Below are 25,950 nucleotides of genomic sequence, written 5' to 3' on the forward strand. Positions count from 1 at the left end.
CATCATGGCTGACCCTCAGAAGATTCTTGACGGCCTTGGCGGCGACGAGAACATCATCGACCTGGAGCCGTGCATCACCCGACTGCGCGTGGAGGTAGAAGATGCCGCCGCGGTGAGCGAGGCGACCCTCAAAGCCGCAGGCGCCATCGCCGTCATGCAGCAGGGCACCGTCGTACAGGTCATCGTTGGCCCCGAGGCGGACACCATTGCTGCGGACATTGAGGACCTCCGTTGACCTCCCCCCTGACCGTCCTGGCACCCGTGTCCGGCACAGTGATCGCCATGAGCGACGTGCCCGACCCTGTGTTCGCGGCGGAATTGGTAGGCCCAGGCCTCGCGATCGAGCCAGACGCGCAGGACGGCTCCACGGTGCGCTCACCGATTGACGGCACCATCGTCAAGCTCCATCCGCACGCTTTCGTGGTCCAGGCCGCTGACGGGCGTGGGGTACTGGTGCACCTGGGCATCAACACCGTTCAGCTCGAAGGCGAGGGGTTCACCTTGCACGCCGCAGAGGGCGACGCGGTCACCGCGGGGCAGACGCTGATCACGTGGGATATTGCGGCCATCGCGGCGACCGAGCGCTCCACAACGTGCCCGGTCGTGGCGCTTGATGCCCAGGCAGACGCCGTGGATCGCACCGCAGCGGTGGGTTCCAACGCCGGCGACGGGACCACATTGCTCACCTGGGGCGCGTAGCGACACTGCCCCACAGACGACATCGGCCCTCCCCCGTACCTCCCGTCACCGGAAAGGTACGGCCAGGAGGGCCGATGTCGCTGTCGCCCGCCGTGTATGTACGGCCAGGCGAGAGTGCGGGTTAGTCGCGGGTGAGCTTGCGGTAGGTGACCCGGTGAGGACGCGCGGCGTCCGCACCGAGGCGCTCCACCTTGTTCTCCTCGTACGCCTCAAAGTTGCCTTCGAACCAGTACCAGTTCGCCGGGTTCTCCTCGGTGCCTTCGTAGGCGAGGATGTGCGTGGCCACGCGGTCCAGGAACCACCGGTCGTGGCTGACAACTACGGCGCAGCCGGGGAACTCGAGCAGCGCGTTCTCAAGCGAGCCGAGCGTCTCGACGTCGAGGTCGTTGGTCGGCTCGTCGAGCAGCAGGACGTTGCCGCCCTCCTTCAACGTGAGGGCAAGGTTGAGGCGATTGCGCTCACCACCGGACAGCACCCCCGCGGGCTTTTGCTGGTCCGGCCCCTTGAAGCCGAACGCAGAGATGTAAGCGCGCGAGGGCATCTCGACCTTGCCCACATTGATGTAGTCGAGCCCGTCGGAGACGACCTCCCACAGCGACTTCTTGGGGTCAATGCCGCCGCGCGACTGGTCCACGTAGGACACCTGCACGGTCTCGCCGACCTTGAGGTCACCGTCGTCGAGGGGCTCGAGGCCCACGATCGTCTTGAACAGGGTGGTCTTACCCACACCGTTGGGGCCAATGACACCCACGATGCCGTTACGCGGCAGGGAGAAGGAGAGCCCGTCGATCAGGACACGGTCGTCGAAGCCCTTCTTGAGGTCCTTGGCCTCGATGACCACGTTACCCAGGCGTGGGCCCGGCGGGATCTGGATCTCTTCGAAGTCAAGCTTCCTGGTCTTCTCCGCCTCAGCCGCCATCTCTTCGTAGCGGGCCAGACGGGCCTTGGACTTGGTGCGCTTGCCCTTGGCGTTTGACCGCACCCACTCGAGTTCTTCCTTGAGGCGCTTGGACAGCTTGGCGTCCTTCTTGCCCTGAACCTGGAGGCGTTCCTGCTTCTTCTCGAGGTAGGTCGAGTAGTTGCCCTCGTAGGGGTACAGACGCCCGCGGTCGACTTCACAGATCCACTGCGCGACGTGGTCGAGGAAGTACCGGTCGTGGGTGACGGCCATGACCGCGCCGGGGTACTTCGCGAGGTGCTGCTCGAGCCACAGCACGGACTCAGCGTCCAGGTGGTTGGTGGGCTCGTCAAGCAGCAGCAGGTCGGGCTTTTCAAGCAGCAGCTTGCACAGCGCTACGCGGCGGCGTTCACCACCGGACAGCACCGAGACGTCGGCGTCCGGCGGCGGGCAGCGAAGCGCGTCCATCGCCTGCTCGAGCTGAGCATCGAGATCCCAAGCATCAGCGTGGTCAAGCTCCTCTTGCAAGGTGCCCATCTCCGCCAGCAGCGCGTCGTAGTCGGCGTCCGGGTTCGCCATCTCCTCGGAGATCTCGTTGAAGCGATCAAGCTTGCCCTTGATCTCAGCGACGCCCTCCTCGACGTTGCCCAGGACCGTCTTTTCCTCGTTGAGCGGCGGCTCCTGGAGCAGGATGCCGACGGTGTAGCCCGGGCTGAGACGAGCTTCTCCGTTAGAGGGCTCCTCAAGACCGGCCATGATCTTCAAGATGGTCGACTTACCTGCGCCGTTTGGTCCCACAACACCGATCTTGGCGCCGGGGTAAAACGCCATCGTGACGTCGTCAAGGATGACCTTGTCGCCGTGCGCTTTGCGCGCCTTCTGCATCGTGTAGATGAACTCTGCCACTGCTGCTCCGTGAACTCGAAAGGAAGGCGCCCAACGGCGCCCAGATGAACTGCCCACCAGCCTACGCGGTCCAGGCCCCGGCGGGGCCCCGCACGCGACTGAGGGGGAGGCACGTGCGGAGCCGGTCCATGGGATGCCCGTCAGGCTGTCGCCAGCGCGGACTCGTCGGTGCGATCCGGATCGAAGGCGCCCTCGCCAGCGTCGTCGATAGCCCTCGCGTCCTCCAGGTCCTCCCCAGCGACAGGCGCATCGCCGTCCCTGTGGGCCACCGAGGATTCGGTGCCGTCAGCGCCATCGCCCCGCTCATTGACAGCTCGGGTGAAGTCCGACACGCCAAACGTCGCGTCGTGACCCACGGCCGTGGCCTCGATGACGAGGTCGATCCTGGGCTCTCCCTCACTGGTCGCCCACTCGTTGGTGCGCAGTTTGCCCGTCACAATCACGGGCTGCCCCTTCTTAATCGACTTCACCACGGCGCGTGCACCCACGCCGAAGACCTTCACGGTGAACCACTCCGTCTTCGCGTTGACCCACTGGCCCTCACCCGAACTGAAGTGACGAGGGGTCTGGGCCACTCGGAACTTGGCGATGTCGAGCGGCTCGCGATCCTTGCTGAGGACGAGCGCCGCGTCCGCGGCCACCCATCCCGTCACGGTCACATAGATGTCCTTCATGGTGTCCTCCCAGCGGCCGCACCTTGCGGCCTCGGGACCCAGCGTGGGTGAGCGCAGTCGCACGCAGCAGGGCGGGCGACACATTCGTGGACAGTGACCGGGCTAGCCCCTCCCTGGGGACAACAGCCAGGGGCCGCGCCGGCCCCGCTCAGGTGGAGTGACTGGCGCTAGGCGCCCATGTCAGCGTTGCGCGCGAACGCGGCACGCAGGGCGCGGACCACCGTTCCCTGCAGGTCCTCGGCCTCGAAAGTCTCGATCGCCTTCGCGGTCGACCCCCCTGGGCTCGTCACCTGACGGCGCAACTGCGCCGGGCATTGGCCCGCCTCGCCCAAATATGCCAGCGAGCCAGCGAGCATGGCCGGCACCACGCGCTGGGCCAGGTCGTCGTCCAGCCCCAAGTCCGCCGCGGCAGCCTCGAGCGCTTCGACAAAGTAGTAGGCATAGGCGGGACCGGACCCGCACACCGAGGAGAAGGCGTCGATGCTCGCTTCTGGCAAGACTTCCACGAGCCCCGTGGGCGCGAGTAGCTCGGCGGCCTCGCGCGCAACGGCGGAGTCGGCGTCCGTCTCGATCGCAATGGCTGTCACGCCACGACCGATCGCCGTTGGCGTGTTGGGCATGGAACGCACCAAGCGCACGTGTGCAGGTAGCGCGGCCCGCATTGACTCGAGCCTGATGCCCGCGGCCACGGACAACACCAGTGCCCCCTCAGCGAGCATCGGCCCTACCTCAGTGAGGAGATCCCGCACCTGTGCGGGCTTCACTCCCACGATCACCACGTCCGCATCCTCCACGGCCCACCGGGTCGCCCCCGCGTCCTGTGCAAGCGCCCGGTGCTCGACGTGAGACAGCCCCGACGCCCACTCGGGCACGCGAGTGCGCGTCGTGAGGCGCTGGTGCACGGTGGGGTCGGCGTCGGCAAGCCGCTTCGCGATCGCGCCCGCCATGTTGCCCGTACCCAACACTGCCACCGTGGTCATGCGTTCTCCTCGTCCGCAGCCTGCACTGCCTCAAGGCGCGTGAGCTCGTCCATCGCGCGATACGCCTGGTGAATAGTCTCGGTAGGCTCGACGACTTGCGGCATGACGACCAGGCGCACCGCCGCACGACCCACGTCAAGGGTGCGCCTGCGAGCGCGCGCGGCTGCGCCTGCCCGAGCGAAGAGCGCCTTGATCCCCGTCGGCCGTTCGATGTCTGGCCACGGCGCCGCCGCGAGTTCCGCCTGGATCGCCTCCGCGAGTTCGGCTCCCTCGCCGGTCGCGTCAGCGACCACCCGCCGCCACGTTGGCGGGAGGCCGTCGGTGGCAGCGTCCACCCAATCCAGACGCTCCCGTTCGGCCGTGGCCACTGACAGCCTCAGTGAGCCAGCCAACTCCCCTGCCGCACCCTTGGCTCGCGCGGCCGCTGACTCTGCCCTCGCGTCGACCCCGGCGGCCGCGGCAAGGGCCTGCACCAATTCCTCGGCATCCGGCAATGTGGGCTCGGTGCCGCGCGCCAATGCACCGGAGAGCAAGCGGCCGGCGTAGACCAGATCCGCGCGAACGGCTTCCGCCGCCACCGTTTTGCCGGCCACGGCGCCCGCCAACTCCGCGCGCAGGATGTCCAAAGACTGTCCGGTCTTGGCGCTGATGGGCATCACGGGCACCTGAGTCATTCCATCCACCGCCAGCAGGCGCTGGAGATCGCGGGCCACCGCCCACGCGTCCTCAGTAGACAACCGATCCACGTGGTTGAGCACCACGAGCGACGGGCGTTGCTGCTGCGATGCCGCCTCCAAGTACGCGCTGTGGAGAGCGTTGTCGGCGTACTTTTGCGGGTCCACCACCCACAGCAGCAGGTCTGCCATGGGGATGATCCGGTCCACGGTCGCACGGTTATCTGGGTTCACCGAGTCGTGATCGGGGAGGTCCAGCAGTACCAGCCCAGCGAGGCTCTTCTCGTCCTCGTCGTCCAACTCGTCAATCACCCGGGCAAGTCGCCGCTGGGGAGCCACGCCCAACCAATCGAGCAACGCTGACGCGTCGACGCCCCACACGGCTGCGCTCACGTCCGACGTGGTCGGCCGCGCCACCCCGGAGACGGCGAACTCGCGCCCCAGGATGGCGTTGAACAGGGTTGACTTGCCGGACCCCGTACCCCCGGCGAGCGCGACCACGGTGTTGTCGACCCCGAGCGCCAGGCGTTCTTCACAGCGGTCGATCGTCGCGAAAACCTCGTCGCGCACACCAGCGGGGATGGCATCAGACGCCCACTCCATCGCTGATCGCAGGCGCGCGACCCGGTCCCGCAGTGCGGCCGTCTCCGACGCCGGCTCGAGCGGCACAAACTGGACGCTCACATCAGCCCCCGGAGTTCTGCGCGCCGCAGGCGCACAGTCGAGGAGACCTCGGGCAGCAAGGACGGCACGTCCGTGGGCTTCATCATGTCCAACGCCTCGCGGTTAATGCAGTACCTGCGGGCCCCGGTGAGCTCAGCGCGCGCCAGGTGCACGGGCTCACTGACGGACGGGGTGACGAGCACTCCCAGCACGGTGCGCGCTTCCTCACTACCAAGAGCTGCGGAGGCCAGCGCCACCGTCAACCCCTCCTCGCCAAGAATCTCGGCCCCGCGCTGCGCGCCCGGCAAACGCATCACCTGCTCGTGACACTTCGTCATCCAAGCGCGGGTGGCGTCGGCCGCCCGGCGGTCGCGAATGATGCGCGCGTCCCTGGGGTCGCGCTGCCCGGCCAACCACACTCCGGGCGACTCCTCACCGTCGGTGAGGGCAGCGACCATGGTGTCTGAGGCATCGGCCGCGGCCGCCGCCAACGTGGCCTCGACGGAGGCGAGCACGTCTTTGCGAATCGCTTCCAACACCGCGTCGCGCTGCTCGCGCGCGGAGCGACGTTTTGTCCACATGCTGTGGCGGAGTTTGTACAGCGGGCCGCCCTCGGCACAGGCCGATTCCCACCGGCTGGCGAGCGAGCCCGTGGCGATCTCCTGGTACCAGGCGTCGCCGCCCTTCGCTTCTGCCTGTGCGGCGCAGCGTCGCACCTCGGCACGCACCTCTTTGGCCGCGCTGATTTGGTCGTCCATGCGCTCGGCGAGGGTCTCCAGCCACTCCTTGAGCGACTCGGTCGCGCCGTGCATGGTGCGCTCCACGATGGTGGCGGCGGAGGCGGCAGCGACGGACTCGAGCCACCGACCCAGGCCACCGACCACGTCCGCAGGCAAGTCCTTGCCGCCGCGCGTGTCCTCGGGGATCACGAACAGCGGCAGTGCCTCGAGGTCCTCATCCGCCAGCCGCTGCACGAGCTCGCGGCGCACCTGAGCGGCAACGTCGAGCGTGACGCGGTTGAGCACCATCGCGATCGAAGCGCCGCGCTCGGCTCCCCGGCGCAGGGCCTCCCACGGCACCGCATCGCCGTAGCGCGCGGCCGTCGTGACAAAGATCCACAGGTCCGCGGCCTCGAGCAGATTCTCCGCGACCTCGCGGTTCTCGGCGCGCACGGAGTCGAGGTCCGGTGAGTCCACGATGGCAAGCCCGCGCGGCACTGCGTCGGTCGCTACCACCTTGGCCTCGTGCGCCACAGACGTGAGCACGTCCGCGTCCAGAGGGTGGTGGAAGACATGCGGCACGCGCGTGGTGGGGCGCAGCACGCCGGAGGCGGTCAACTGTTCCCCTAGCAGGGCGTTCACGACGGTCGACTTGCCGGCGCCGGTCGATCCTGCGACGACCACAATTGCAGGAGAGGCCTCGTCGCGCACGCGCGGAATGAGGTGATGGTCGAGCTGGTCCAGCATGTGAGCGCGCAGCTCGCGCGTGCTCTCCGCGTTGCCCAGCGGGATCGGAAGTTCGAGTCCCGCAACAACGCGGCGGGTGTCCACGAGGGCGTCCAGGAGCGCGCCAGGGTACGACCACGTCTTCATGGGGCGGATGGTCATGCCGCTGTGGTCCCTCCTCGCTCAAGACTTGGGGTCCAGGCTACCGTCCCCGGCGCCTGCCCCTAGTTCACCACTCGGGCGTAGGGGGCGCCACCGAAAGGCCTGGTGCGGGCCGATGCTCCGGCGAGCAGCGCGAGCGCGTCAGCACTGTTGCTGGGGCCACTGCTGGGGCTGCGTCCCGTAGGCGCCGACGAGTGCACGTGGGGCACTGGCGCGGACGACTACCCTAGTGGCGTGGGCCGGCACGACGCGGGCCCCGCTGCCCCCGTAGCTCAATGGATAGAGCAACGGCCTTCTAATCCGTAGGTTGCAGGTTCGAGTCCTGCCGGGGGCGCACCTCGCCGCCCGGCACCCGAAGGAACGGCGCCGCGATGTCGCGAGCCAGGTCGCCCCGCGACACCGCGATGCTGAGTTTCGAGAATCCGCCTACCGCCTCCAAAACCGCAGCGCCGTGCACTGCTGCCCAGATGGCTCGCGCCAACGATCGAGGGTCCGCCTTCTTATCGAGATATCCCCCGCGCTGCGCTTCCACCACCGCGTCAAAGAAGGTCGTGAAGGACGGCGGCCCCACCACGTTGGGTCGGGCGCCGCGGTCACGGAACATGACCGAGAAGTATGTCGCGTGCTCCTGTGCGAACGCGAGGTAGTTGTCGATGATGCGCGCGATGGCGTCTCCGGGGTCGTTTGCCTGCGCGACGGCGGCGGCGAGCGCCTGACCGAACAGCACGTAGCCTTCATCCGCGATCGCGTCCACGAGGTGGTTGCGATCCGGAAAGTGGCGGTACGGCGCGGCGGGAGACACGCCCACGCGGCGAGCCAGCGCGCTCAAGGAGAACTCCTCGGGGCCGCTCTCGGCGAGGAGGTCGTGGCCCTCAGCCAAAAGCGCCTCGCGCAAGGACCCGTGGTGGTAACTCTCCCGCTGTGACATGTTGACGACATTAACATCTGGAGCTATGTTAATGGCATTCACACATGCAGCGCAGACGTCGCCGCAGGCCAGGAGGAGCCACCATGAGCGCACCGACCGCCCCCGCTCCCGCGCCAGCCCCCACGCGTGCCGCACGCACCGGCTGGTGGGTCATCACGGGCCTCGCGCTCGTAATTGTCCTCGTCAGCCTAGGCACCTATATGACCCAGTCGCTCGCGGACATCGGCGACGACTCGAGCGTGGCGCGCACGTACGCCAATGGCCCGGCAGCCCTGCAGTCCGCCTTCTACGCGCACGTCGTGGCCGCGAGCGCGGCGCTCGCCCTGGGCCCGTTTCAGTTCTCGCAGCGCCTCCGGCGACGCTTCACAGCGGCCCACCGAGCGTCGGGGCGCGTCTACGTGGGCGCGGTGGCGATCGGCGGCGTGAGCGGACTTGTCATTGCGCCCTTCAACTCCGCCGGCGCGCTCGGCACCGCAGGGTTCGGCATGCTGGGCGCCCTGTGGCTGGTGTCAGTGGTGATGGCGTACCGCGCCGCGAGGAGGCGCGACCTTCCGCGTCACCGCGCCTGGATGATCCGCAACTATGCATTGACTTTTGCTGCGGTGACGCTGCGCGCGTGGCTTCCGATCCTGATCGTCGCCACCGTCGCGGCGGGCGAGACCGACCCTGAGGCAGCGTTTGCCTCCGCCTACCTGTGGGTGCCGTTCCTGTGCTGGGTCCCCAACATCGCGGTCGCCGAGTGGCTCGTCGTGCGCCGCGGGCTACCGTCCGTCGTCACGCTTTGGAATCGCCGCGCTACCCGTCACTGACCCGCAGGGTCCACTCGACGCGCACTTTCGCGCTCGATCAGCTGAGTGGGAAGCGGTGTGTCAACCGTCGGTTCGCCGTCCTCTTCAAGTGCCACCAAGACCTTTTGGACCATCATCTGCCCCAACGCCGCGAAGTCCTGGCGCACCGTCGTCAGTGGCGGATACAGATAGGCCGCCTCTGGAATGTCGTCGAACCCCACCAAGCTGACGTCGCGCGGAACCTCGAGGCGACGATGACGCAAGGCGGACATGAGCCCTATCGACATCTGGTCATTGGCTACGAACACGGCGTCGCCTTGGCCTACATCGAGACGCTCTCCGACCTCATAGCCCGAACGCGCCGTCCAGTCACCCCGCAGCGGCTCGACTGCCTCGAGCCGGCGCTCGGCCAGTTCATCGCGCCAGCCGCGCTCCCGTTCGAGCGCGTCCGATGCCTGCTCAGGCCCGGCGAGATGCAGGATCCTCTCGTGGCCCAGTTCGGCAAGGTGACGCACGGCGGCCCGCGCGCCTCGGTACTGGTCGAGTGAGACCACCTGCGGCGACCGTCGCGCCGCGGACGTCGCCGCGACCATTGGCACGTTCAGGTCCAGCGCCTGAACTGCTTCAAGCGCCGTCGCGTCCGTGAGGATCAGCACCACCGCGTCCACCCGCTGACGCAAGAGCCCCTCAACGGTGCTGCGTACGGTCGCCGCCGTGGCATCGGCCGTCTGTGCGGCATCGACGCTGTACCGAGCGGCCCTGGCCGCAATGGTGAAGTGCATCGCGATCGAGGTGGGGCCAAAGTCCGCGACCGCAGGAGTCACCAAACCTAGGGTGCGCGTGCGGCGCGTCACCAACGCCCGCGCGGCAGGCGACGGGCTATAACGCAACTGCTTCATCGCCTGCTCGACGCGTTCCTTGGTCGCGGGACGCACGTTTGGCAGGCCGTTAATCACGCGCGACACGGTCTGGTGCGACACTCCCGCCAGGCGCGCCACATCAAAAATGTTGGCAGCCTTGGCCGGCTTGTCCCCCTTGGGCTGCGCCATATCCCCTCCCCTTACGCTTCCGGAAGGTCGGGCTGGGCGACCAGAGCCATGAGGGTGTCGGGGTTGAGGGATTCCGACGCCAGGGTTTCCGCAACGCGCCCCTCGCGCACCACTGCCACGCGATCCCCGACGCGCAGCACCTCTTCGAGTTCTGCAGAGATGAATACGACCGACAGCCCGTTGTCGGCCATCTCCCCCACGAGCTTCTGCACCTCTACCTTGGCGCCGACATCGATTCCTCGCGTGGGCTCATCGAGCACGAGCACCCGCGGCGAGAGGGCAAGCAGCCGGGCCAGCAACACCTTTTGCTGGTTGCCGCCCGACAGCGTGCGCGCGGGTGCGTCCGGGTCCGCAGGCTTGATTCCGAGGGCCTCGATCCAACTGGTGGCGAGTTCACGAGCGGCCTCGCCGCGGATGCGTCGCCAGGTCCCCTGCTGCGCCTGCAGTGCGAGAATGATGTTGTCTTGGATGGACAGCCCGCCAATGATCCCCTCAGTGCGGCGGTTCTCGCTCGAGTACACCACTCCCAATTGCATGGCCCGGCGGGGAGAGTCGAGCCGCTCCTCAGTGTCGTCGATGCGGATGATGCCGGCTTGGGGCTTGTCTACCCCGGTCAGCAACCGCGCCAATTCCGTGCGACCCGAGCCGAGCAGTCCGGCCACGCCCAGCACCTCGCCCTCAGCGAGATCGACATCGGCCTCCACCATGCCGGGAGCGCGCGTCAAGCCGCGCGCACTCAGCACGGCCTCCACCGGAACCTCCGGCTCGACCACGCGCTCACGCGGCGCAATCTCCGCGACCTCGCGGCCCAGCATCTTCTTCACGAGGTCGATGCGCAGCAGTTGGGTGGTCAGGTACTCGCCCACGAGCGCCCCGTCCCTCAGCACGGTAATGCGGTCGCTCATCTCGTAGACCTGATCGAGGAAGTGTGACACGAACAAGATCGCGACACCGCGCTCCTTGAGGTCGCGGATCACCCGAAACAGCTCGGCGACCTCATCCAGGTCAAGGCTTGACGTCGGCTCGTCGAGCACGAGCACCTTCACGTCCGCTGACGTCGCCCGGGCGATCGCGACGAGTTGCTGCACGGCGAGTGGGTGTGAACCCAGCCGGGAAGCGGGGTCGATGTCCAGCCCCAAGTCACTCAACACGCGGGCCGCCTCTGCGCGCATCGCGGTCGTATCGATCAGGCCCCAGCGACGCGGTTCCCGACCTAGCAGAACGTTCTCAGCGACGGACAAGTTGTCCAGCAAGTCCACCTCTTGATAGACCGTGCTGATACCCGCGTCTTGCGCATCCCGTGGACGGGTGAAGTGCCGCGTCTTCCCGTCGAGCACCAATGTGCCCTCATCCAGCGCGAGTGCTCCGGTGAGGGCTTTGATGAGCGTGGATTTCCCCGCCCCATTTTCCCCCATAAGCGAGTGCACCTCGCCGGGAAACATGCGGAAATCCACGGAGTCGAGCGCGGCAAATGCACCGAAGCGCACCGTTGCTCCGGCGATCTCCACCAGTGGACGCGCCTCGTTCACGTTGCCATCTTGGCATGGTGACCGAGGCGCGCCTGCATGGGGTACCTCACGTGGTGGTTAAGTGTTCCGGTCTGAGCGAGCGACGATGGCTCGCTGTACGACGATGAACAGCAGCAGGAGGGCGCCCACGATGATGTGGGTCCACGACTGCTCTGCGCCCATGAACGAGATGATCGTCTTAATGGTGCCGAAGACGAACACGCCGATCATCGACCCAAGGACGTAGCCGCGGCCGCCGGTCAACAGAGTGCCGCCGATGACCACACATGCGATCACGTCCAACTCGGTGCCGATGCCGTTGCGGGGATACCCCGCACCGGAGTAGGCCGTCAACAACAGGCCGGCGAGACCGCCGCACAGGCCGGAGATCACGTAGACCGCGACCTTGGTACGAGCGACGGACAGGCCCATCAGCCGCGCCGACTGCTCCGAGCCGCCGATCGCGTACACCGTGCGACCGAACCGGGTCCAGGCCATGGTGATGGCACCGATGGCCACGACTAGCAAGGCGATGATGCCGGTGGGCGTGATGTACCAGTCTCCGAGGTAAAACCGAGTGGTCTGGAGCCACAGGATGCCCTCATTCTCCACACGTACAGACGACAGGCTGACCACATAGGCCAGGCCTCGCCCTAGGAAGAGTCCGGCAAGCGAGGCGATAAACGGCTGCACATTGAAGTACTGCACGAGCACACCGATCAGCGTGCCGATCGCGGCGCCACCGCCCAGCATGGCGGGGATAACGATCCAGACCGGCGTCCCGGAGGCCAGCATGCTGGAGCCGAGGATGCCGGTGAAGGCCATCACAGAGCCGACCGACAGGTCGATTCCGCCCGTGACGATGACGAAGGTCATCCCCACGGCGAGCACCATCAGATAGGCGTTGTCCAGAAGCAGCGCGGACATGTTGCGCGCGGTGAGGAAGTTACCAAACTCGACTTGCGCACCAATGAGCACGATCACGAGGATGACGATCGCCGCCAGGGTGGGCAGGACCGATGCGTGGCGCGCAGCGAACTGCTTGATGGCGCCGGGTGATGAGGTCTTGGGTGCCTCGAGAGTCTGGGCGGTCATGCCGAGACCTCCTTGTGCTCGGGCTTGGTAGCGACGGGGGCCGATGTCGCGGTGGCGCCACCTGGAGGGGTGCCGTCTCGCGGGGTTTCCTTAGATGAGCGGAACATCGCTCCCACCTTGCGTCCCCAGGCGTGGACGCGTGGAGACTGGACGAGGACCACGATGATCACCACCACGGCGAAGAACACCGGGCTCTGCGCACTCGGTACACCGAAGAACAAAATGGTGGAGTCGAGCGTCTGGACAGTCAGCACGCCGATCACGGTGCCGGCAATCGAGAACTTCCCGCCCATGAGGCTGGTGCCGCCGAGCACGACCGCGAGAATCGCATAGAGCTCGATGAGGTACCCAGCCGCGTTGGCGTCCGCTGCCTTGATGTTCGAGGCGTAGATGATGCCCGCCACGCCCGCGAGGACACCAGAGGCGATGTACGCGCCCCAGACGATGCCGCGCGAGCGCACACCCGCCAGTCGCGAGGCTTCCGGGTTGATGCCCACGGCCTCTGTCAGCATGCCCAGCGCCGTACGACGCTCCAGCAACGCGATGACGGCGATGACCGCCACAGAGATAAAGAAGGCGAACGGCAACAGAGTCAGGTATCCGCTCGCGATGTACGACAGTGGGTCCGAGTTCACGGTGGTGATGAAGCCGCCGGTAATGAGGAGCGCGACGCCGCGCCCCGCCAGCATGAGCACCAACGTCGCAATGATCGGTTGGATCCCGAGCACAGAGACCAGGAACCCGTTCCACACTCCCAGCACGAGCGACACGAGCACTGCCACGCCGATCGCGATCGCCACCGTTCCGACGTTGTCGGGGTCTCCCGATCCATCAATGATCGTCAGCGCGACGGCGCCGGAGACCGCCATGATGGCGCCCACCGACAGGTCGATGCCGCGGGTCGCGATCACGAGCGTCATGCCGAGCGCCACGAGCATCAAGGGCGCACTTTGACGCAGGATGTCGACCATCGCGCCATACAGCTGCCCATCGCGCATGGTGATGCGGGCAAAGTTGGGGTTGACGACGATGTTGACCACGAGCAGGGTCACCAACGCCATGGCGGGCCAGAACAGCCTGCTCTTTACGAGCTTCATCCCGGTCACGCTCCCTTCTGGGCCGCAGCAGGGGCGTCAGCCTCCGCATTGGCGATGTAATCGATCAGACCGTCAAGGTCAACATCGTGCGAGTCGAGCTCTCCCACCTTGCGGCGGTCACGCATCACGTTGACGCGCTGCGAGATGCGCAGCACCTCTTCCAACTCAGAAGAGATGAACACCACGGACAGGCCCTGTGCGGACAACTCTGCGACCTTGCGCTGGATATCCGCCTTCGCTCCGACGTCGATGCCTCGCGTGGGCTCATCGAGGATGAGGAGCTCGGGCTGCATCGCGAGCCACCGGGCGATGAGCACCTTCTGCTGGTTGCCGCCCGAGAGGTTGCCGATGGGCACGTTCGGGTCAGCGGGTCGGACGCCCAGCGCGGTCATGTACTCACTCACGATCGCGTCCTGCTCTGCCTTCGAGACCCGGTGCAGCCAGCCACGCCGCGCCTGAACACCCAGGATCATGTTCTCCGCGACCGTGAGGTCGGCGACCACGCCCTCGGACCGGCGGTTCTCCGACGAGAATGCGATCCGCGAGTCGATCGCGTGACGCGGCTGGTGGATCTTGGCCTTCTTGCCGCGCACGGCGATGGTGCCCGAGTCCGCCTTGTCTGCGCCGTACAGGAGCCGGACCAACTCGGTGCGCCCCGAGCCGAGCAGCCCTGCGATGCCGACCACCTCGCCCTCAAAGACATCAAGGTCGGCGGGCTCGACAATGCCCTTCTTGCCCACGCCCTCGGCGCGCAGCACTGGGTGAGCGGCGCGGTTGATGGTGCGGTCTGCAACGGTCGACAGCGCCGCAAGTTCATCGAGCTCGCGGCCGATCATCTCAGTGACGAGTGCCTCACGAGGGAGATCGCCGACGAGGTGCTCGCCAACGAGTTTTCCGTTGCGTAGCACCGTGAGGCGGTCGGAGATCTCGTACACCTGGTCGAGGAAGTGGCTGACAAAGAGGATTGCCACACCCTTGTCACGCAGCGACCGAATCACATCAAACAGTTGCTCGACCTCACCGCGATCAAGGCTCGAGGTGGGCTCGTCGAGGATGAGCACCTTCGCGTCGAGCACCATGGCACGTGCAATCGCAACGAGCTGCTGAATCGCGATCGAGTGCGAAGACAGCGGTGAATGAGTGTCGAGGTCCAGCCCCAGGCTGCCCAGGTGCCGTGCCGCTTCCTTGTGCGCGCCGCTCCAGTCGATTCCGAACGTGCGGCGGGGCTCGTGGCCCAGCATCACGTTCTCCCCCACCGACAGGTTCGTGCAGAGGTTCACTTCTTGGTACACGGTGGAGATGCCAGCGGCCTGGGCGTCTGCCGTGCTGTCGAACGTTTGGGTGCGACCGCCAACGGTGATGGTGCCCGAGTCAATCTGGTACACACCCGTCAGGGCCTTAATAAGAGTGGATTTGCCGGCGCCATTCTCGCCCATAAGCGAGTGGACCTCGCCGGGGCGGAGCGTGAAGTCGACGCCGTCCAGGGCCTTCACCCCGGGGAACTCGATCGTGGTGCCACGCATCGACACGATCGGTGGGACTTCAGTGTCCGCGGTCATGGGAACTAGACCTCTTTGTCTTGTGTATGGAGCATCCGCCGGAGATGGACTCAGCCAACTCCGGCGGATGCTGTGGACCCTAGCTCACGTCAGTGAGTGGTGAGGCTTTAGTACGGACGCTCGTCGATGACCTCGGCGGCCTGCTCCTGCGTGAAGGTCTGGTCCTCCACGTAGTAGGTCTTCTCCACCTCGGTACCTGCGAGCACGTCCTTGACGATCTGTGCTGCGAGCTCACCGAGCATCGGGTTGCACTCGACGATGTAGTTGATCTTGCCGTCAACCAGCGCCTGCATGCCGTCCTTCACCGCGTCGATGGTGACGATCTTGATGTCCTCACCGGGGGTACCACCGGCGGCCTCGATGGCCTCAATGGCGCCCAGGCCCATGTCATCGTTGTGTGCGTACACCAGGTCGATGCCGTCGAGACCGTAGTTGGCGATGTAGCCCTCCATGACGGACTTGCCGCCGTCGCGGGTGAAGTCACCGGTCTGCGAGTCGATGGTCTCGATGGCGGTGCCAGCAATGGCCTCGTCGAATCCAGCGGCGCGCTCGTTGGCGGGAGCCGAACCGGTCGTTCCCTCGAGCACCACCATGTTGGTGGGCGTGTCGCCGAACTCCTCGGCAGCCCACTCGCCCGCCTTCACGCCCTCGGCGTGGAAGTCGAGTCCCACCCAGGACTCGTAGAGATCGTCGGACGCGGACACGGTGCGGTCCTCAAGCACGACGGGGATGCCGGCGTCCTTGGCCTCCTGGAGAACGTCGTCCCAACCGTCTTCCACCACGGGCGCGATGACAATCGCGTCGACTCCCTGGTTGATGAAGTTGCGGACAGCTGAAATCTGTGCGGCGGGGTCGTTGTCCGCCGCGTTGAACACCAGGTCGAACCCGTTGTCTTCAGAGAACGCGTTCTGCATCGACTCGGTGTTCGCTGAGCGCCAGCCAGACTCTGCTCCGGTCTGAGCGAAGCCAACGGTGATGACCTCGCTGGTTCCATCGCCCCCGGAAGCACCCGCGGTGGTGTCGTCCGCGACCTTGCCTTCGTCGCTGCTTGAGCAGCCTGCCAACACCAGAGCGGATGCTCCGGCGACGGCCATCGTGGAAATGAAAGTCTTCCTCATGCGTAGAACCTCCTCGTTCTGCACTCAGGCATCGTTGCCGAGTGGGTACTGCAGTGGCACTGCATGGTGTGCCCGTGCTAAATATTAGCGCTCACATTTCTCCCCATTGCAAGAGCAACGTCGTCACGTTTCGGTAACGGTGAACGTTAACTTACGCCTGTGAGGATGGCTTTTGGGCCACCTCTGTCCCGAGAAATGTGAAGGCTCACGGCTTCGCAGCGATCATGAAGCCCAGCAACACCACCGTCGTGGGCGATCGCGCGCCGGGACAATTCAGGCGTCGGCCGCAGAGGCGGGCCATGCAACGCGGCCGCGCAACTGCCGTCCACTAGCCATCACCGTTGCGCGCAAGGCAGGCTGTCAGCAACGGGGGAATCGCGCGGCCCAACTCGAGCGTTGACCCCGCAGACCCTCCTCGAAAGGATGCCCGTGCCTGACTCCGCACTGTTCCAGCCCCTCACCGTTGGCGCTACGACCTTCCGCAACCGCATCTGGGTTGCTCCCATGTGCCAGTACTCATGCGAGGACCGTGATGGCGTGCCGACCGACTGGCACCTGGTGCATCTGGGCGGCATGGCTCGTGGCGGCGCTGGCCTCGTCGTTGCCGAGGCCACAGCCGTGGTGCCGGAGGGGCGAATCTCCCCATGGGACACAGGCATCTGGAACGACGAGCAGCGCGACGCATGGGCGCGCATCGTGGCGTTCCAGCACGCACAAGGAACCGCGGCGGGCATCCAACTCGCGCACGCAGGCCGCAAGGCCTCGACATACCGCTCGCAGTCGGGTCGTGGCGCTGTCCCACATAGCGATGGCGGCTGGACGCCGCTCGGCCCTTCGACCCTCGCGTTCCGCGGGCTGGCGGACCCGCAGCCCATGAGCCACGAGCACATCCGCTCCACCGTGGAGGCATTCGCCGCCGCCGCCCGCAGAAGCGTTGAGGCGGGCTTTGATGTCCTCGAGGTGCACGCCGCGCACGGGTATCTGCTGCACGAGTTCCTCTCCCCCGCCTCCAACGACAGGACCGACGAGTACGGCGGCAGCTTGGACAACCGCGCCCGGTTCATGTTGGAGGTCATCCGCGCTGTTCGCGAGGCGGCACCGCACACGACCCTGTTCGTCCGCTTGTCCGCGACGGACTGGATTGAGCCGGACGGCTGGACGCTGGAACAGACCGTCGAGGTGTCGCGGTGGGCCAAGGAGGCCGGTGCGGACCTGATCGACATCTCTTCTGGCGGCAATCTCCCTGACGCCCGCATCACTGTGGGGCCGGGCTACCAGGTCCCGTTCGCGAGCGCTGTCCGTGACGGAGCTGATGTGCCGGTGGCCGCCGTCGGCCTCATCACAGATCCACACCAGGCAGAACGGATTGTGGCCGGGCAGGAGGCCGATGCCGTGATGGCCGGTCGCGAATTCCTGCGTGACCCTCACTTCCCATTGCGTGCCGCACACGAACTGGGAGTCGACGTCGACTACTGGCCAGTGCAGTACGAACGTGGGACGTTTGCCGACAAGCCCTAGTCACTCGCGCTTCGCTGGCCGGCCGTCACCCGAGGCACATGCCGGGAACGCCACGGCAGCGTGAACCGTTGGCCAGGCACAGGCGAGAACCTGAACAACGAGCCCCCACCCCCGCTGCTTGCGGGAGACATCAAGGAGGATGCATGCGCGCCGCATGGCTACCCGCCGTACTCTTCACCTCCGTCACTTTGACGGGATGCGCGAGCGGCGGATGGACAGAGGACCTTGGGAACGCGGCCGCCAGCGCCGCAGGAAGTGCCGCCGAGCAGGCCCTGCAGGACGCCACAGGCGGCGATGTGTCCGTGAACCTTGGCAATGGGGCGTCCGTCCCCAGCGACTGGCCCGACTCGGTGCCGGTGCCCGACCTCGAACTCGCCGCCGCATCCGTGACGGGGAGCGGATGGACCGCGGTTGCGCCGGCCCCTGCGCTCGCCTTCGACGACTATGTCGACGAGCTCGAACACGCGGGCTTCTCCTCGATCGGCGACATCTCGATGGAGGATGCCGCCAAGACCGATCGCCTCGACGACGGTTCGCACGAGGTCACCGTCGCATGGGCAAAGGAACCCGGCGGCGACTCCGGCCTCTTGACCGTGACGGTCGCTGGCGCGGCCTAACCCCGGCGCTTCGTCGGTGTTCCGCCCTGTCAGCGGAGCACCGACGACCGTTAGCTGCGCGATGTGGCGCGGCGCAAGAGCGCGAACCCCACCGCGGCGCACACGAGCGTCACCGGCAGTGTCCAGGCGGCGATCGCCACGGGCGACGTGGACACGAAGAACTCGCCAACGGCCGGCCAGGAGTCCGTTGCGGTGATGATCCACCCACTGGCGACGACGACCACGGCCAGCCCTAGGAAGAACACGTAGAGGCCGTAGGCACGCCACCTCATCCATACAGTCGCTACCGCGGCGCCGAGGAAGAAGAACAACAGCATCGCCGCGAGGTACACGAACCACACGGTGAGCATCGGCTCTTCGTAGAGCCCGAAGGGTGCAAAGAAGGCCGCACCCAGCCCCCAGCCGTCCGTCGCGCGCTCGATGCCGCCAATCACGGTGAGCCCGGTGGAGTACAGCAGTGACAGCAGCACGAAGAACAGCGCGCTTCCGAGGTAGTAGTCCCTGCGAGTGACCGAGAAGCCCAAAGCAAATCGGAACGTGAGGCTCATGGCCTGGATCGCGACCACCATCATGAACACCACGATCCACGAGATACCGCCGTTGTACTGAAAGGCGTCTTCCTCGAGGTTCTCGACCCCTCCTGCGGCCCGCGCCACCATGAGCCAGATCGCCAGGTTGAGCGCAAAGATCGCGAAGGTAATGGCCCACGGCAACACCAACGTGGGGACGGGGTTGGCAACGTGTAGGCGTACCACGTTGAGGATGCGCGCGATCGGCGTTGCGCCGCGCGCGGGCGCCGGCGCTGAGGCGGCGCGGGTATCGGTGGCGGTCATGCTGCGTCCTCCTGTGCGGATGGGTCGAGGCCGGCGCGGCCTCCAGTGCGATTGACGATGAGTTCTTGCAAGGACACCGAGGCCGCCTCAAGTCCGGCGGCGCTCGCGGCCCGGCGGTCCTCGTCGGACAAGCCGGTCATGGTCACCGACGCAATTCCACCCATCGTGGTGCGGTCGATCACGTCCCGCCCAGCGGCGAAGGCGTCAACGTCGCTCGCGCGCCCCACGAGCGTGGTCGCGCTCCCGCGCAGCTCATCGGCATCGGCATCGATCACGACCCGGCCTTGGTCGATGACCACCACCCGCTGGAGCAGGTCCGCGGCCTCATCGATGAGGTGGGTTGACAGCACGATCGTGCGCGGGTGGGCCGCGTAGTCCTCGAGGAGCAGGTCGTAGAACCGGCGGCGCGCGACGGCGTCCAGACCGGCGTACGGCTCGTCGAGGAAGGTGAGCTCGGCGCGCGAGGCCAAGCCGACGATCACGCCAATCGCACTGCGCTGTCCTCGCGACAGCTTCTTCATCTTGCGATCCAAGGGCACGTCGAATGCGGCGACCAGGCGCTGGGCGAACTCCGCGTCCCAGTTGTCGAAGAACCACGGCGCCGAGCGCAGCACGTGCTTGCCCTTGAAGTCGTCCGGGTAGACCTGCGACTCCTTAATGAAACATACGCGGCGCAGCGCGGTGGCGTTCTCGACAGGGCTTGCGCCAAAGATGCGCACGGCTCCGTCTGAGGCAAAGTCCTGCGCGGTCAGGAGGTTCATCAGCGTGGTCTTGCCTGCGCCGTTGCGGCCCAGCAGTCCGTGGATGGCCCCCTCTTCCAGCGAGAACGACACGTTGTCGAGCGCGGTGACTTTGCCAAAGCGCTTGGTGAGGCCTTCCGCCTCGACGACTGTGGTCACTGTTCCATCTCCTTCACGATCATCGTCTGTAGTTCCTGGGCGCTGAGCCCGATTTTCTTCGCGCGGTCGACAACCGGCCGCAAATGCAGCGTCGCGAACTCTGCGCGGCGGTTCGCGAGCAGCCGCGTACGGGCACCGTCCGCGACAAACATGCCGATGCCCCGGCGCTTATACAGGGTGTGCTGGTCGACGAGCAGGTTGATGCCCTTGAGTGCCGTCGCCGGATTGATGCGGTGAAACTGCGCGAGTTCGTTGATGGACGGCACCTGCGCACCCTCGGGCATGGAGCCATCGAGGATCTGCGCTTCGAGCATCTCCGCGACTTGCAGGAAGATGGGCCGCCCCTCGTCCACTGTGCGCCGCCTCTCTCGGGTTTGAGTTCGGCCATTCAGCCGCGCTCCTCCACCACATCGGTTAGTTACTTACCTAACTAACCAACCATGCCTGCTTGTTGTTGTCAAGAGCGGGCACTCACCACACGCGTCGGGCAACGGTTCGCTCGGCGCGCGGCCCCCACCCGGTGGCCGCGCGGGCACCGGATTCACCGCGGCCCGTAAAGTGGACGCATGCCTGAGACCCCCCTTGTCTGGATTGACTGTGAAATGACCGGGCTCGACGCGGAGCGTGACGCGCTCGTCGAGGTCGCGTGCCTGGTGACCGATCACGAGCTCAACGTGCTCGGCGACGGCGTGCAGGTGGTGATCAAGCCCTCCGACGAGGCCCTCGCCGGAATGAACGACTTCGTCACCACCATGCACACGGAGTCGGGCCTGTTGCCCGAGTTGGAGCACGGCACCACGATGGCCGATGCACAGGAACAGGTTCTGGCATACGTCAAGAAGTACGCGCCCCAGCCGGGCAAAGCACCGCTGGCCGGCAACACGGTTGGCATGGACCGCATCTTCCTTGACCGCGATATGCCCGACCTCACGGCGCACCTGCACTACCGAGTGGTGGACGTCAGTTCCATCAAGGAACTGGTGCGTCGCTGGTACCCGCGAGTGTTCTTCAACGCGCCCGCCAAGACCGGCAATCACCGCGCGCTGGGTGACATTCGAGACTCCATCACGGAACTTCGCTACTACCGCGAGACGGTGCTCGTGGCCTTGCCAGGCCCCGACTCGGACGCCGCGAAGGCCGCAGCCGAGCGTGTCGCCGCGCGTCACGAGGGCACCGACGGGGCCTGACGCGCCGCGTTCCGCGCACGCGGTTACACCAACCCTCACAAGCAGGGTATGATTTTCGCTGGTTCCGCAATGCGGGCCGATGGTGGCTATAGCTCAGTTGGTAGAGCACCTCGTTGTGGTCGAGGGGGCCGCGGGTTCAAGTCCCGTTAGCCACCCCAAGAAGAAAGGCCCCCGGTGAACCCCGGGGGCCTTTCGCGTTCCCCCGGCGCCCGCTGCACTGCCGCAGCGCAGGCTACCCTTGACCAGTTGGACCGCACCGCACTCATGGAGGACACGGATGATCGCAGCGCTCACCGGAGCTGGACTGTCGGCCGCCGCCGGCCTGAACGCCTTCATCCCGCTGGTGATCGTTGGCCTCTTTGCCCGCTTCACCGAGTTCATCGTTCTTCCCGACCACCTCACCTGGCTGGAGTCATGGCCAGTGATCATCGTGGGGCTGCTACTGCTGACCCTCGAACTTGTCCTCGACAAGATCCCGGGCGTTGACCACATCAACGACCTGATGCAGACCATCATCCGTCCCGTGGTGGGCGGCATCCTGTTCGCGGCCACCGCAGCCTCGCAGGTCGTCGACCAGTCCAACTTTTGGCAGGACAACCCCCTTGTCGCCGGCATCGTGGGCGCACTGGTGACGCTCGCCGTTCACCTGGGCAAGGCCGCCTCCCGCCCCGCCGTCAATGCGACCACAGGCGGCACTGGGGCTCCCCTGGCGTCATTTGCCGAAGACGCGATCGCCGTGGTGCTCAGCCTCGTCGCGATCTTTGTGCCCGTGCTGGTCGTCTTCGTCTTTATCTTCATGGGCATCGCGGTCTACCGCATCGTCACAACCGGCCGTCGCCGTCGGCGCCACCGCGAGATGTTGCAAGCGAAAGAACGCCAGGAACGCGAGGCACAGGAGGCCGAGGGCGGCATGGTCGCGTGGTGGCGGTCCAAGTGGCGTGAGCCGCGCAGCCTGAGCTGGCGCGGCGACGGCGCGAGCGCGCGCCGCGCCCGTTCCGCGAGTTCGGCCACCTCCGCCGCCAGCGTGTCGTCTGACGAGACCCCGTCGTCGGCCCCCACTCCTCAGGACTGACGCACACGTCGCCAACCGGCACCGCACGCGCCTGCCGTCGCCTGTCCGCCAGGTGCGCTCACCGCACGGTGTTTTTCGGCATCGGTGTTTTTCGGCATCGGCCCGCTACGCGTTGCGAGCGAGCCCGTCGAAGTCAGCCAAGAAGTCCGCCACAAAGTCGTTTGCAGGGTTGTCAACGATCTCTTCCGGCGACGCCAGCTGTTCCAGCACCCCGCCCGTGGACAGCACCGCGATGCGGTCGGCCATCAGCACGGCCTCGCGCATGTCGTGCGTCACCATCATGACCGTGAGCCCCAACTGGCGCTGCAGGTCCATGAACTCCCTTTGCAGGCGGCGGCGGCCCTGGGGATCCACGGCTCCAAACGGCTCGTCCATCAGCATCACCGGAGGCTCAACCGCGAGCGCCCGCGCCACTCCCACTCGTTGCCGCTGTCCACCTGACAATTCATGGGGGAATCGCGGGCCGTACAGCTCGGGCTCAAGGCCCACAAGGGTGAGCAACTCGTCCACGCGCGCCCCAATCCGCTCCTTGGGCCACTTCACCAACTGCGGAACCGTCGCGACGTTCTGGGCGACCGTCTTGTGCGGAAACAGGCCCACGTGTTGGATGACGTAGCCAATCGAACGCCGTAGCTCCACCGCCTGTGCCGCCATGACGTCCTGCCCATCCACGGTGATGGACCCAGACGTGGGCTCGATGAGCCTGTTCACCATGCGCAGCGTCGTCGATTTGCCGCAGCCAGACGGGCCTACCAGGCACAAGATCTCGCCGGGATTGACCACAAGATCCAGGTCGCCTACAGCGACCGTGCCGTCCGGATACTCCTTGCGCACCTTCGAAAACGTGATGCCGCCGTGGTCCGTCCCAACCTGTTCCATCCAGCCACCGTACCGTCCTGCCTGGCAGCGTCGTGGGACATGGGCCTGTACGGTCGAGGCATGGACGCCGTCCCCAATCCGTGGTTCTCCCTGGATTACCTCACCCGGAACTGGGAAGAGGTCTGGGAGCAGCTGGTCATTCACACCACCCTGACGGTGCAAGCGGTCCTGATCGCGCTCCTGATCGCCGTTCCGCTCGGCATCGCAGCGCGGCGCATCCCGCGCCTTGCGGGCCCCATCATGGGCACCACCGGAGTGCTCTACACGATCCCGTCGTTCGCGCTCTTCGGACTGCTCGCCCCCTTCACGGGAATCGGCCGCACCACCGTCCTCATTGGCCTCGTCGCCTACGCACTGCTGGTGCTGGTGCGCAACATCGTGGTGGGGCTGCAAAACGTTGACCGCGACGTCGTTGACGCCGCGCGTGGCCAGGGTTACACCTCGACCGCGATGCTGTGGCACGTCGAGTTTCCGCTCGCTCTGCCATCGATCATCGCGGGCATCCGCATCGCCACGGTCACGACCGTCGCGCTCGTGACCGTGGGTGTGGTCGTGGGGTACGGCGGACTCGGGCAGCTGATGTTCCGTGGCTTGCAGTCGGACTACCGCGCCCAGATCATGACGGCCACGATCCTGTGCCTCGCGCTCGCGCTCGTGTGCGATCTGGTCCTGATGCTGCTAGGCAGGGCCCTCACACCGTGGACGCGAAGGAGGGCCGCATGAGCATCCTCTCCGACGCCTGGGACTACCTCACCACAGCCCAGAACTGGACCGGCGCGTCCGGAATCACCTCCCCCACCTTCGACGGCGGGTGGCGCTTCTCCCGGGACTCGATCCTGGGCCTGGGCATCGAACACCTGTGGCTGTCGTTCGCGGCCGTCACGATCGCCGTCGCCGTCGCCCTCCCCCTCGGGATCTACCTAGGGCACGTGCGCAAAGGCGGCACCGCGACCGTCGTGATTTCCAACGTGACCAGAGCGATGCCCACCTTGGCGCTGCTCACCCTCTTTGCGGCATCGGCCATTGGGTATGGCAACCAGGCCGTGATCCTGGCCGCAGCGATCTTTGCTTTCCCGCCCGTGCTCACCAACGCGTACACCGGCATGGCGGACGTGGACCCCGACATCCGTGACGCGGCGCTCGGCCAAGGTATGACGCGACGCCAAGTCGCCCTGCGCGTTGAGCTCCCCCTCGCAGTCCCGCTCATCGCGGCGGGCCTGCGGACCTCGACCGTGCAGACGGTTGCCACCGTCCCTCTCGCGGCCCTCGTCGCAGGTGGCGGGCTCGGCGTGATCATCAACCAGGGCCTGGCGACGCAGCGCTACGGCCAGGTGCTCGCAGGCGCCTTCCTCGTGGCCGGTCTGTCGCTGGCGATCGACTTCGTCATGGCACGCCTTGAACGGCTCGCCACCCCTGTCCCACTACGCGAAGCCGCGATGGCCGCGTGACGCGCTGACGTCACAATTCGACCACGGGTGCGCCTGCCCCAGGCACAAAACGCCTGGTCGGCCTAGCCTGGAAGCACCCCACCGGGAACAACCAGGGCGGCGCGGTGGTTGGCACCGGTGACCGTCCCCAACACGAGGAGCTGTGATGCTGACCCGTTCCCTGCCTCTTGCGGCCATTGCCGCATCGGCCCTGATTGTCGCCGGGTGTTCGTCCGATGGCTCGGACTCCCCCGACTCCACCGCTTCAGCCGGCCCCACATCTGAGGGCGCGGCTGGCCCCACCGCCAACCCCGGCAGCATGGCCGAGTGCCTGCCGGTGCCCGGCGACCAGCTCGTCGTGCTAGACGACGACATGATGCTTCAAAACAGCGACAACATCATCCCTGCGCTCAACGAAGACGTCGCGACCGATGACGTGCTTGCAGCGCTCGAGGCGGTCTCCGGTGCACTGGACACCCCGACCCTGATCGAGCTCAACAAGGCCGTCGACATTGACCGACGCACCTCGGAAGAGGTCGCTGAAGAGTGGTTCGACGGTGCGGGCCTGACCGTCGACGAGACCGGCGACGGTTCGACGATCACCATTGGCGCGGCAAACTTCTCCGAGAACATCACGCTCGCGCAGATCTACGCCGAGGCCCTCGACGAGGCCGGCTACGAGACCGAGGTCCGCGAGATCGGCAACCGCGAGACGTACCTGCCTGCCCTCATCTCCGGCGAAATCGACATTGTGCCCGAGTACGCCGCAACCTTCACCGAGTTCCTGAACCTGTCCATCAACGGCGCGGACGCAGAGCCGGTCGCCAGCGGCGACATCGCGGCCACCGTGAGCGCACTCGAGCCGCTCGCTGCCGAGGAAGGCATCGTCATTGGCGCTGCGGCCGATGCCCAGGATCAGAACGCCTTCGCCGTCACCACGGCCTTTGCACAGGAGTACGAGGTCTCGACGCTGAGCGACCTGGCCGCGACCTGTGAGGGCATTGTGTTGGGCGGTCCCCCGGAATGCCCCGAGCGTCCCTTCTGCCAGGTGGGCCTTGAGGACACCTACGGCATCGAGGTCCAGCAGTTCCTGTCGCTAGACGCGGGCGGCCCGCTGACCAAGAACGCCATCACCACGGGCGAGATCGCCCTGGGTCTGGTGTTCTCCTCGGACGGCGCGCTCGCTGTCGAGTAGCACGACCTTTCCGCCACGCCACAGGCCCGGCCGCCCACGCCATCGGGGTGCCGGGCCTGTGGCGTATCCAGCGTGAGCAC

The 25,950-nt window shown here is 66.4% G+C and carries 26 protein-coding genes and 2 tRNA genes; 12 read left to right on the forward strand and 16 right to left on the reverse strand.

The window, feature by feature from the left end; all coding sequences use genetic code 11:
* Window positions 1–4 precede the first annotated feature (4 nt).
* Together AOP75_RS01645 and AOP75_RS01650 are read left to right on the forward strand one after the other, a co-directional pair.
* Window positions 5–235 (forward strand): PTS sugar transporter subunit IIB, encoded by a 231-nt coding sequence (locus AOP75_RS01645; protein ID WP_062076634.1) that lies wholly within the window; start codon window positions 5–7, stop codon window positions 233–235.
* Window positions 232–699, forward strand: a complete 468-nt coding sequence (locus AOP75_RS01650) for a PTS sugar transporter subunit IIA (protein ID WP_439645179.1) — start codon at window positions 232–234, stop codon at window positions 697–699. The genes AOP75_RS01645 and AOP75_RS01650 overlap by 4 nt, the downstream gene beginning before the upstream one ends.
* Window positions 700–820: 121 nt before the next feature.
* Here the strand turns inward: AOP75_RS01650 and ettA are convergent, their stop codons facing one another.
* From ettA to AOP75_RS01675, 5 genes are all read right to left on the reverse strand, one after another.
* Entirely contained in the window at window positions 821–2,503 is a 1,683-nt protein-coding gene (gene ettA, locus AOP75_RS01655) for an energy-dependent translational throttle protein EttA (RefSeq protein ID WP_062076635.1), read from the reverse strand.
* Between the two features lie 140 nt (window positions 2,504–2,643).
* A complete protein-coding gene (locus tag AOP75_RS01660; protein ID WP_062076636.1) occupies window positions 2,644–3,177 on the reverse strand; it encodes a single-stranded DNA-binding protein in 534 nt (177 codons plus the stop codon).
* Between the two features lie 167 nt (window positions 3,178–3,344).
* Window positions 3,345–4,157, reverse strand: a complete 813-nt coding sequence (gene proC / locus AOP75_RS01665; RefSeq protein ID WP_062076637.1) for a pyrroline-5-carboxylate reductase — start codon at window positions 4,155–4,157, stop codon at window positions 3,345–3,347.
* Complete coding sequence (locus tag AOP75_RS01670) at window positions 4,154–5,515, reverse strand: GTPase (protein ID WP_062076638.1); 1,362 nt, start codon at window positions 5,513–5,515, stop codon at window positions 4,154–4,156. The genes proC and AOP75_RS01670 overlap by 4 nt, the downstream gene beginning before the upstream one ends.
* Window positions 5,512–7,101 carry a dynamin family protein gene (locus AOP75_RS01675; protein ID WP_062076639.1) on the reverse strand — a complete coding sequence of 530 codons (1,590 nt, stop codon included), beginning with the start codon at window positions 7,099–7,101 and terminating at the stop codon, window positions 5,512–5,514. The genes AOP75_RS01670 and AOP75_RS01675 overlap by 4 nt, the downstream gene beginning before the upstream one ends.
* A 261-nt stretch (window positions 7,102–7,362) precedes the next feature.
* On the opposite strand from AOP75_RS01675, the gene AOP75_RS01680 reads away from it, so the two are divergent.
* Window positions 7,363–7,435: transfer RNA gene (locus AOP75_RS01680), tRNA-Arg, on the forward strand.
* On the opposite strand, the gene AOP75_RS01685 is transcribed toward AOP75_RS01680, so the two are convergent.
* Window positions 7,397–8,029, reverse strand: coding sequence for a TetR/AcrR family transcriptional regulator (locus tag AOP75_RS01685; protein ID WP_083966817.1), 633 nt, complete (start codon window positions 8,027–8,029; stop codon window positions 7,397–7,399). The two genes, AOP75_RS01680 and AOP75_RS01685, sit on opposite strands and share 39 nt — an antisense overlap.
* Window positions 8,030–8,112: 83 nt before the next feature.
* On the opposite strand from AOP75_RS01685, the gene AOP75_RS01690 reads away from it, so the two are divergent.
* The gene (locus tag AOP75_RS01690) at window positions 8,113–8,838 is read left to right on the forward strand and encodes a DUF2306 domain-containing protein (protein WP_062076640.1); all 726 of its coding nucleotides are present in this window, start codon (window positions 8,113–8,115) and stop codon (window positions 8,836–8,838) included.
* Here AOP75_RS01690 and AOP75_RS01695 read toward each other — a convergent pair.
* The 6 genes from AOP75_RS01695 to AOP75_RS01720 form a co-directional block, all read right to left on the reverse strand.
* Complete coding sequence (locus AOP75_RS01695) at window positions 8,832–9,866, reverse strand: LacI family DNA-binding transcriptional regulator (protein ID WP_062076641.1); 1,035 nt, start codon at window positions 9,864–9,866, stop codon at window positions 8,832–8,834. The genes AOP75_RS01690 and AOP75_RS01695 overlap by 7 nt on opposite strands.
* 11 nt (window positions 9,867–9,877) lie before the next feature.
* Complete coding sequence (locus tag AOP75_RS01700; RefSeq protein ID WP_062076642.1) at window positions 9,878–11,395, reverse strand: sugar ABC transporter ATP-binding protein; 1,518 nt, start codon at window positions 11,393–11,395, stop codon at window positions 9,878–9,880.
* Window positions 11,396–11,452: 57 nt separating this feature from the next.
* Entirely contained in the window at window positions 11,453–12,469 is a 1,017-nt protein-coding gene (locus AOP75_RS01705) for an ABC transporter permease subunit (protein ID WP_062076643.1), read from the reverse strand.
* On the reverse strand, window positions 12,466–13,566 hold the full coding sequence (locus tag AOP75_RS01710) for an ABC transporter permease (protein ID WP_062076644.1): 1,101 nt from the start codon (window positions 13,564–13,566) through the stop codon (window positions 12,466–12,468). The genes AOP75_RS01705 and AOP75_RS01710 overlap by 4 nt, the downstream gene beginning before the upstream one ends.
* A gap of 5 nt (window positions 13,567–13,571) precedes the next feature.
* Window positions 13,572–15,125: a sugar ABC transporter ATP-binding protein gene (locus AOP75_RS01715; RefSeq protein ID WP_062076645.1), complete on the reverse strand. Its 1,554-nt coding sequence runs from the start codon at window positions 15,123–15,125 to the stop codon at window positions 13,572–13,574.
* A 107-nt stretch (window positions 15,126–15,232) separates the two neighbouring features.
* The gene (locus AOP75_RS01720) at window positions 15,233–16,243 is read right to left on the reverse strand and encodes an ABC transporter substrate-binding protein (protein WP_062076646.1); all 1,011 of its coding nucleotides are present in this window, start codon (window positions 16,241–16,243) and stop codon (window positions 15,233–15,235) included.
* Between the two features lie 429 nt (window positions 16,244–16,672).
* On the opposite strand from AOP75_RS01720, the gene AOP75_RS01725 reads away from it, so the two are divergent.
* Both AOP75_RS01725 and AOP75_RS01730 read left to right on the forward strand, forming a co-directional pair.
* Window positions 16,673–17,761 (forward strand): NADH:flavin oxidoreductase/NADH oxidase, encoded by a 1,089-nt coding sequence (locus AOP75_RS01725; RefSeq protein ID WP_439645180.1) that lies wholly within the window; start codon window positions 16,673–16,675, stop codon window positions 17,759–17,761.
* Between the two features lie 143 nt (window positions 17,762–17,904).
* The gene (locus tag AOP75_RS01730) at window positions 17,905–18,378 is read left to right on the forward strand and encodes a hypothetical protein (RefSeq protein ID WP_062076648.1); all 474 of its coding nucleotides are present in this window, start codon (window positions 17,905–17,907) and stop codon (window positions 18,376–18,378) included.
* Window positions 18,379–18,428: 50 nt separating this feature from the next.
* Here AOP75_RS01730 and AOP75_RS01735 read toward each other — a convergent pair whose 3' ends face one another.
* From AOP75_RS01735 to AOP75_RS01745, 3 genes are read right to left on the reverse strand one after another with little or no spacing between them, the layout of a single operon-like run.
* Complete coding sequence (locus tag AOP75_RS01735; protein ID WP_062076649.1) at window positions 18,429–19,211, reverse strand: hypothetical protein; 783 nt, start codon at window positions 19,209–19,211, stop codon at window positions 18,429–18,431.
* On the reverse strand, window positions 19,208–20,110 hold the full coding sequence (locus AOP75_RS01740; RefSeq protein WP_062076650.1) for an ABC transporter ATP-binding protein: 903 nt from the start codon (window positions 20,108–20,110) through the stop codon (window positions 19,208–19,210). Before AOP75_RS01740 ends, AOP75_RS01735 begins: the two co-directional genes overlap by 4 nt.
* A complete protein-coding gene (locus AOP75_RS01745; protein WP_062076651.1) occupies window positions 20,107–20,463 on the reverse strand; it encodes a GntR family transcriptional regulator in 357 nt (118 codons plus the stop codon). Before AOP75_RS01745 ends, AOP75_RS01740 begins: the two co-directional genes overlap by 4 nt.
* 213 nt (window positions 20,464–20,676) lie before the next feature.
* On the opposite strand from AOP75_RS01745, the gene orn reads away from it, so the two are divergent.
* From orn to AOP75_RS01760, 3 genes are all read left to right on the forward strand, one after another.
* Window positions 20,677–21,297, forward strand: coding sequence for an oligoribonuclease (gene orn / locus AOP75_RS01750; RefSeq protein WP_062076652.1), 621 nt, complete (start codon window positions 20,677–20,679; stop codon window positions 21,295–21,297).
* A gap of 82 nt (window positions 21,298–21,379) precedes the next feature.
* Window positions 21,380–21,455: transfer RNA gene (locus AOP75_RS01755), tRNA-His, on the forward strand.
* Window positions 21,456–21,574: 119 nt separating this feature from the next.
* Window positions 21,575–22,369 carry a DUF4126 domain-containing protein gene (locus AOP75_RS01760; protein ID WP_083966620.1) on the forward strand — a complete coding sequence of 265 codons (795 nt, stop codon included), beginning with the start codon at window positions 21,575–21,577 and terminating at the stop codon, window positions 22,367–22,369.
* 105 nt (window positions 22,370–22,474) lie between these two features.
* Here the strand turns inward: AOP75_RS01760 and AOP75_RS01765 are convergent, their stop codons facing one another.
* Window positions 22,475–23,248 carry an ABC transporter ATP-binding protein gene (locus AOP75_RS01765; protein ID WP_062076653.1) on the reverse strand — a complete coding sequence of 258 codons (774 nt, stop codon included), beginning with the start codon at window positions 23,246–23,248 and terminating at the stop codon, window positions 22,475–22,477.
* Between the two features lie 60 nt (window positions 23,249–23,308).
* On the opposite strand from AOP75_RS01765, the gene AOP75_RS01770 reads away from it, so the two are divergent.
* From AOP75_RS01770 to AOP75_RS01780, 3 genes are all read left to right on the forward strand, one after another.
* On the forward strand, window positions 23,309–23,971 hold the full coding sequence (locus AOP75_RS01770; protein ID WP_062076654.1) for an ABC transporter permease: 663 nt from the start codon (window positions 23,309–23,311) through the stop codon (window positions 23,969–23,971).
* Window positions 23,968–24,696 (forward strand): ABC transporter permease, encoded by a 729-nt coding sequence (locus AOP75_RS01775; protein WP_062076655.1) that lies wholly within the window; start codon window positions 23,968–23,970, stop codon window positions 24,694–24,696. The genes AOP75_RS01770 and AOP75_RS01775 overlap by 4 nt, the downstream gene beginning before the upstream one ends.
* A 145-nt stretch (window positions 24,697–24,841) precedes the next feature.
* Window positions 24,842–25,870: a glycine betaine ABC transporter substrate-binding protein gene (locus AOP75_RS01780; protein WP_062076656.1), complete on the forward strand. Its 1,029-nt coding sequence runs from the start codon at window positions 24,842–24,844 to the stop codon at window positions 25,868–25,870.
* The last annotated feature ends 80 nt before the right edge of the window (window positions 25,871–25,950 follow it).

Source organism: Demequina globuliformis, from assembly GCF_000975155.1.
GTDB lineage: Bacteria > Actinomycetota > Actinomycetes > Actinomycetales > Demequinaceae > Demequina > Demequina globuliformis.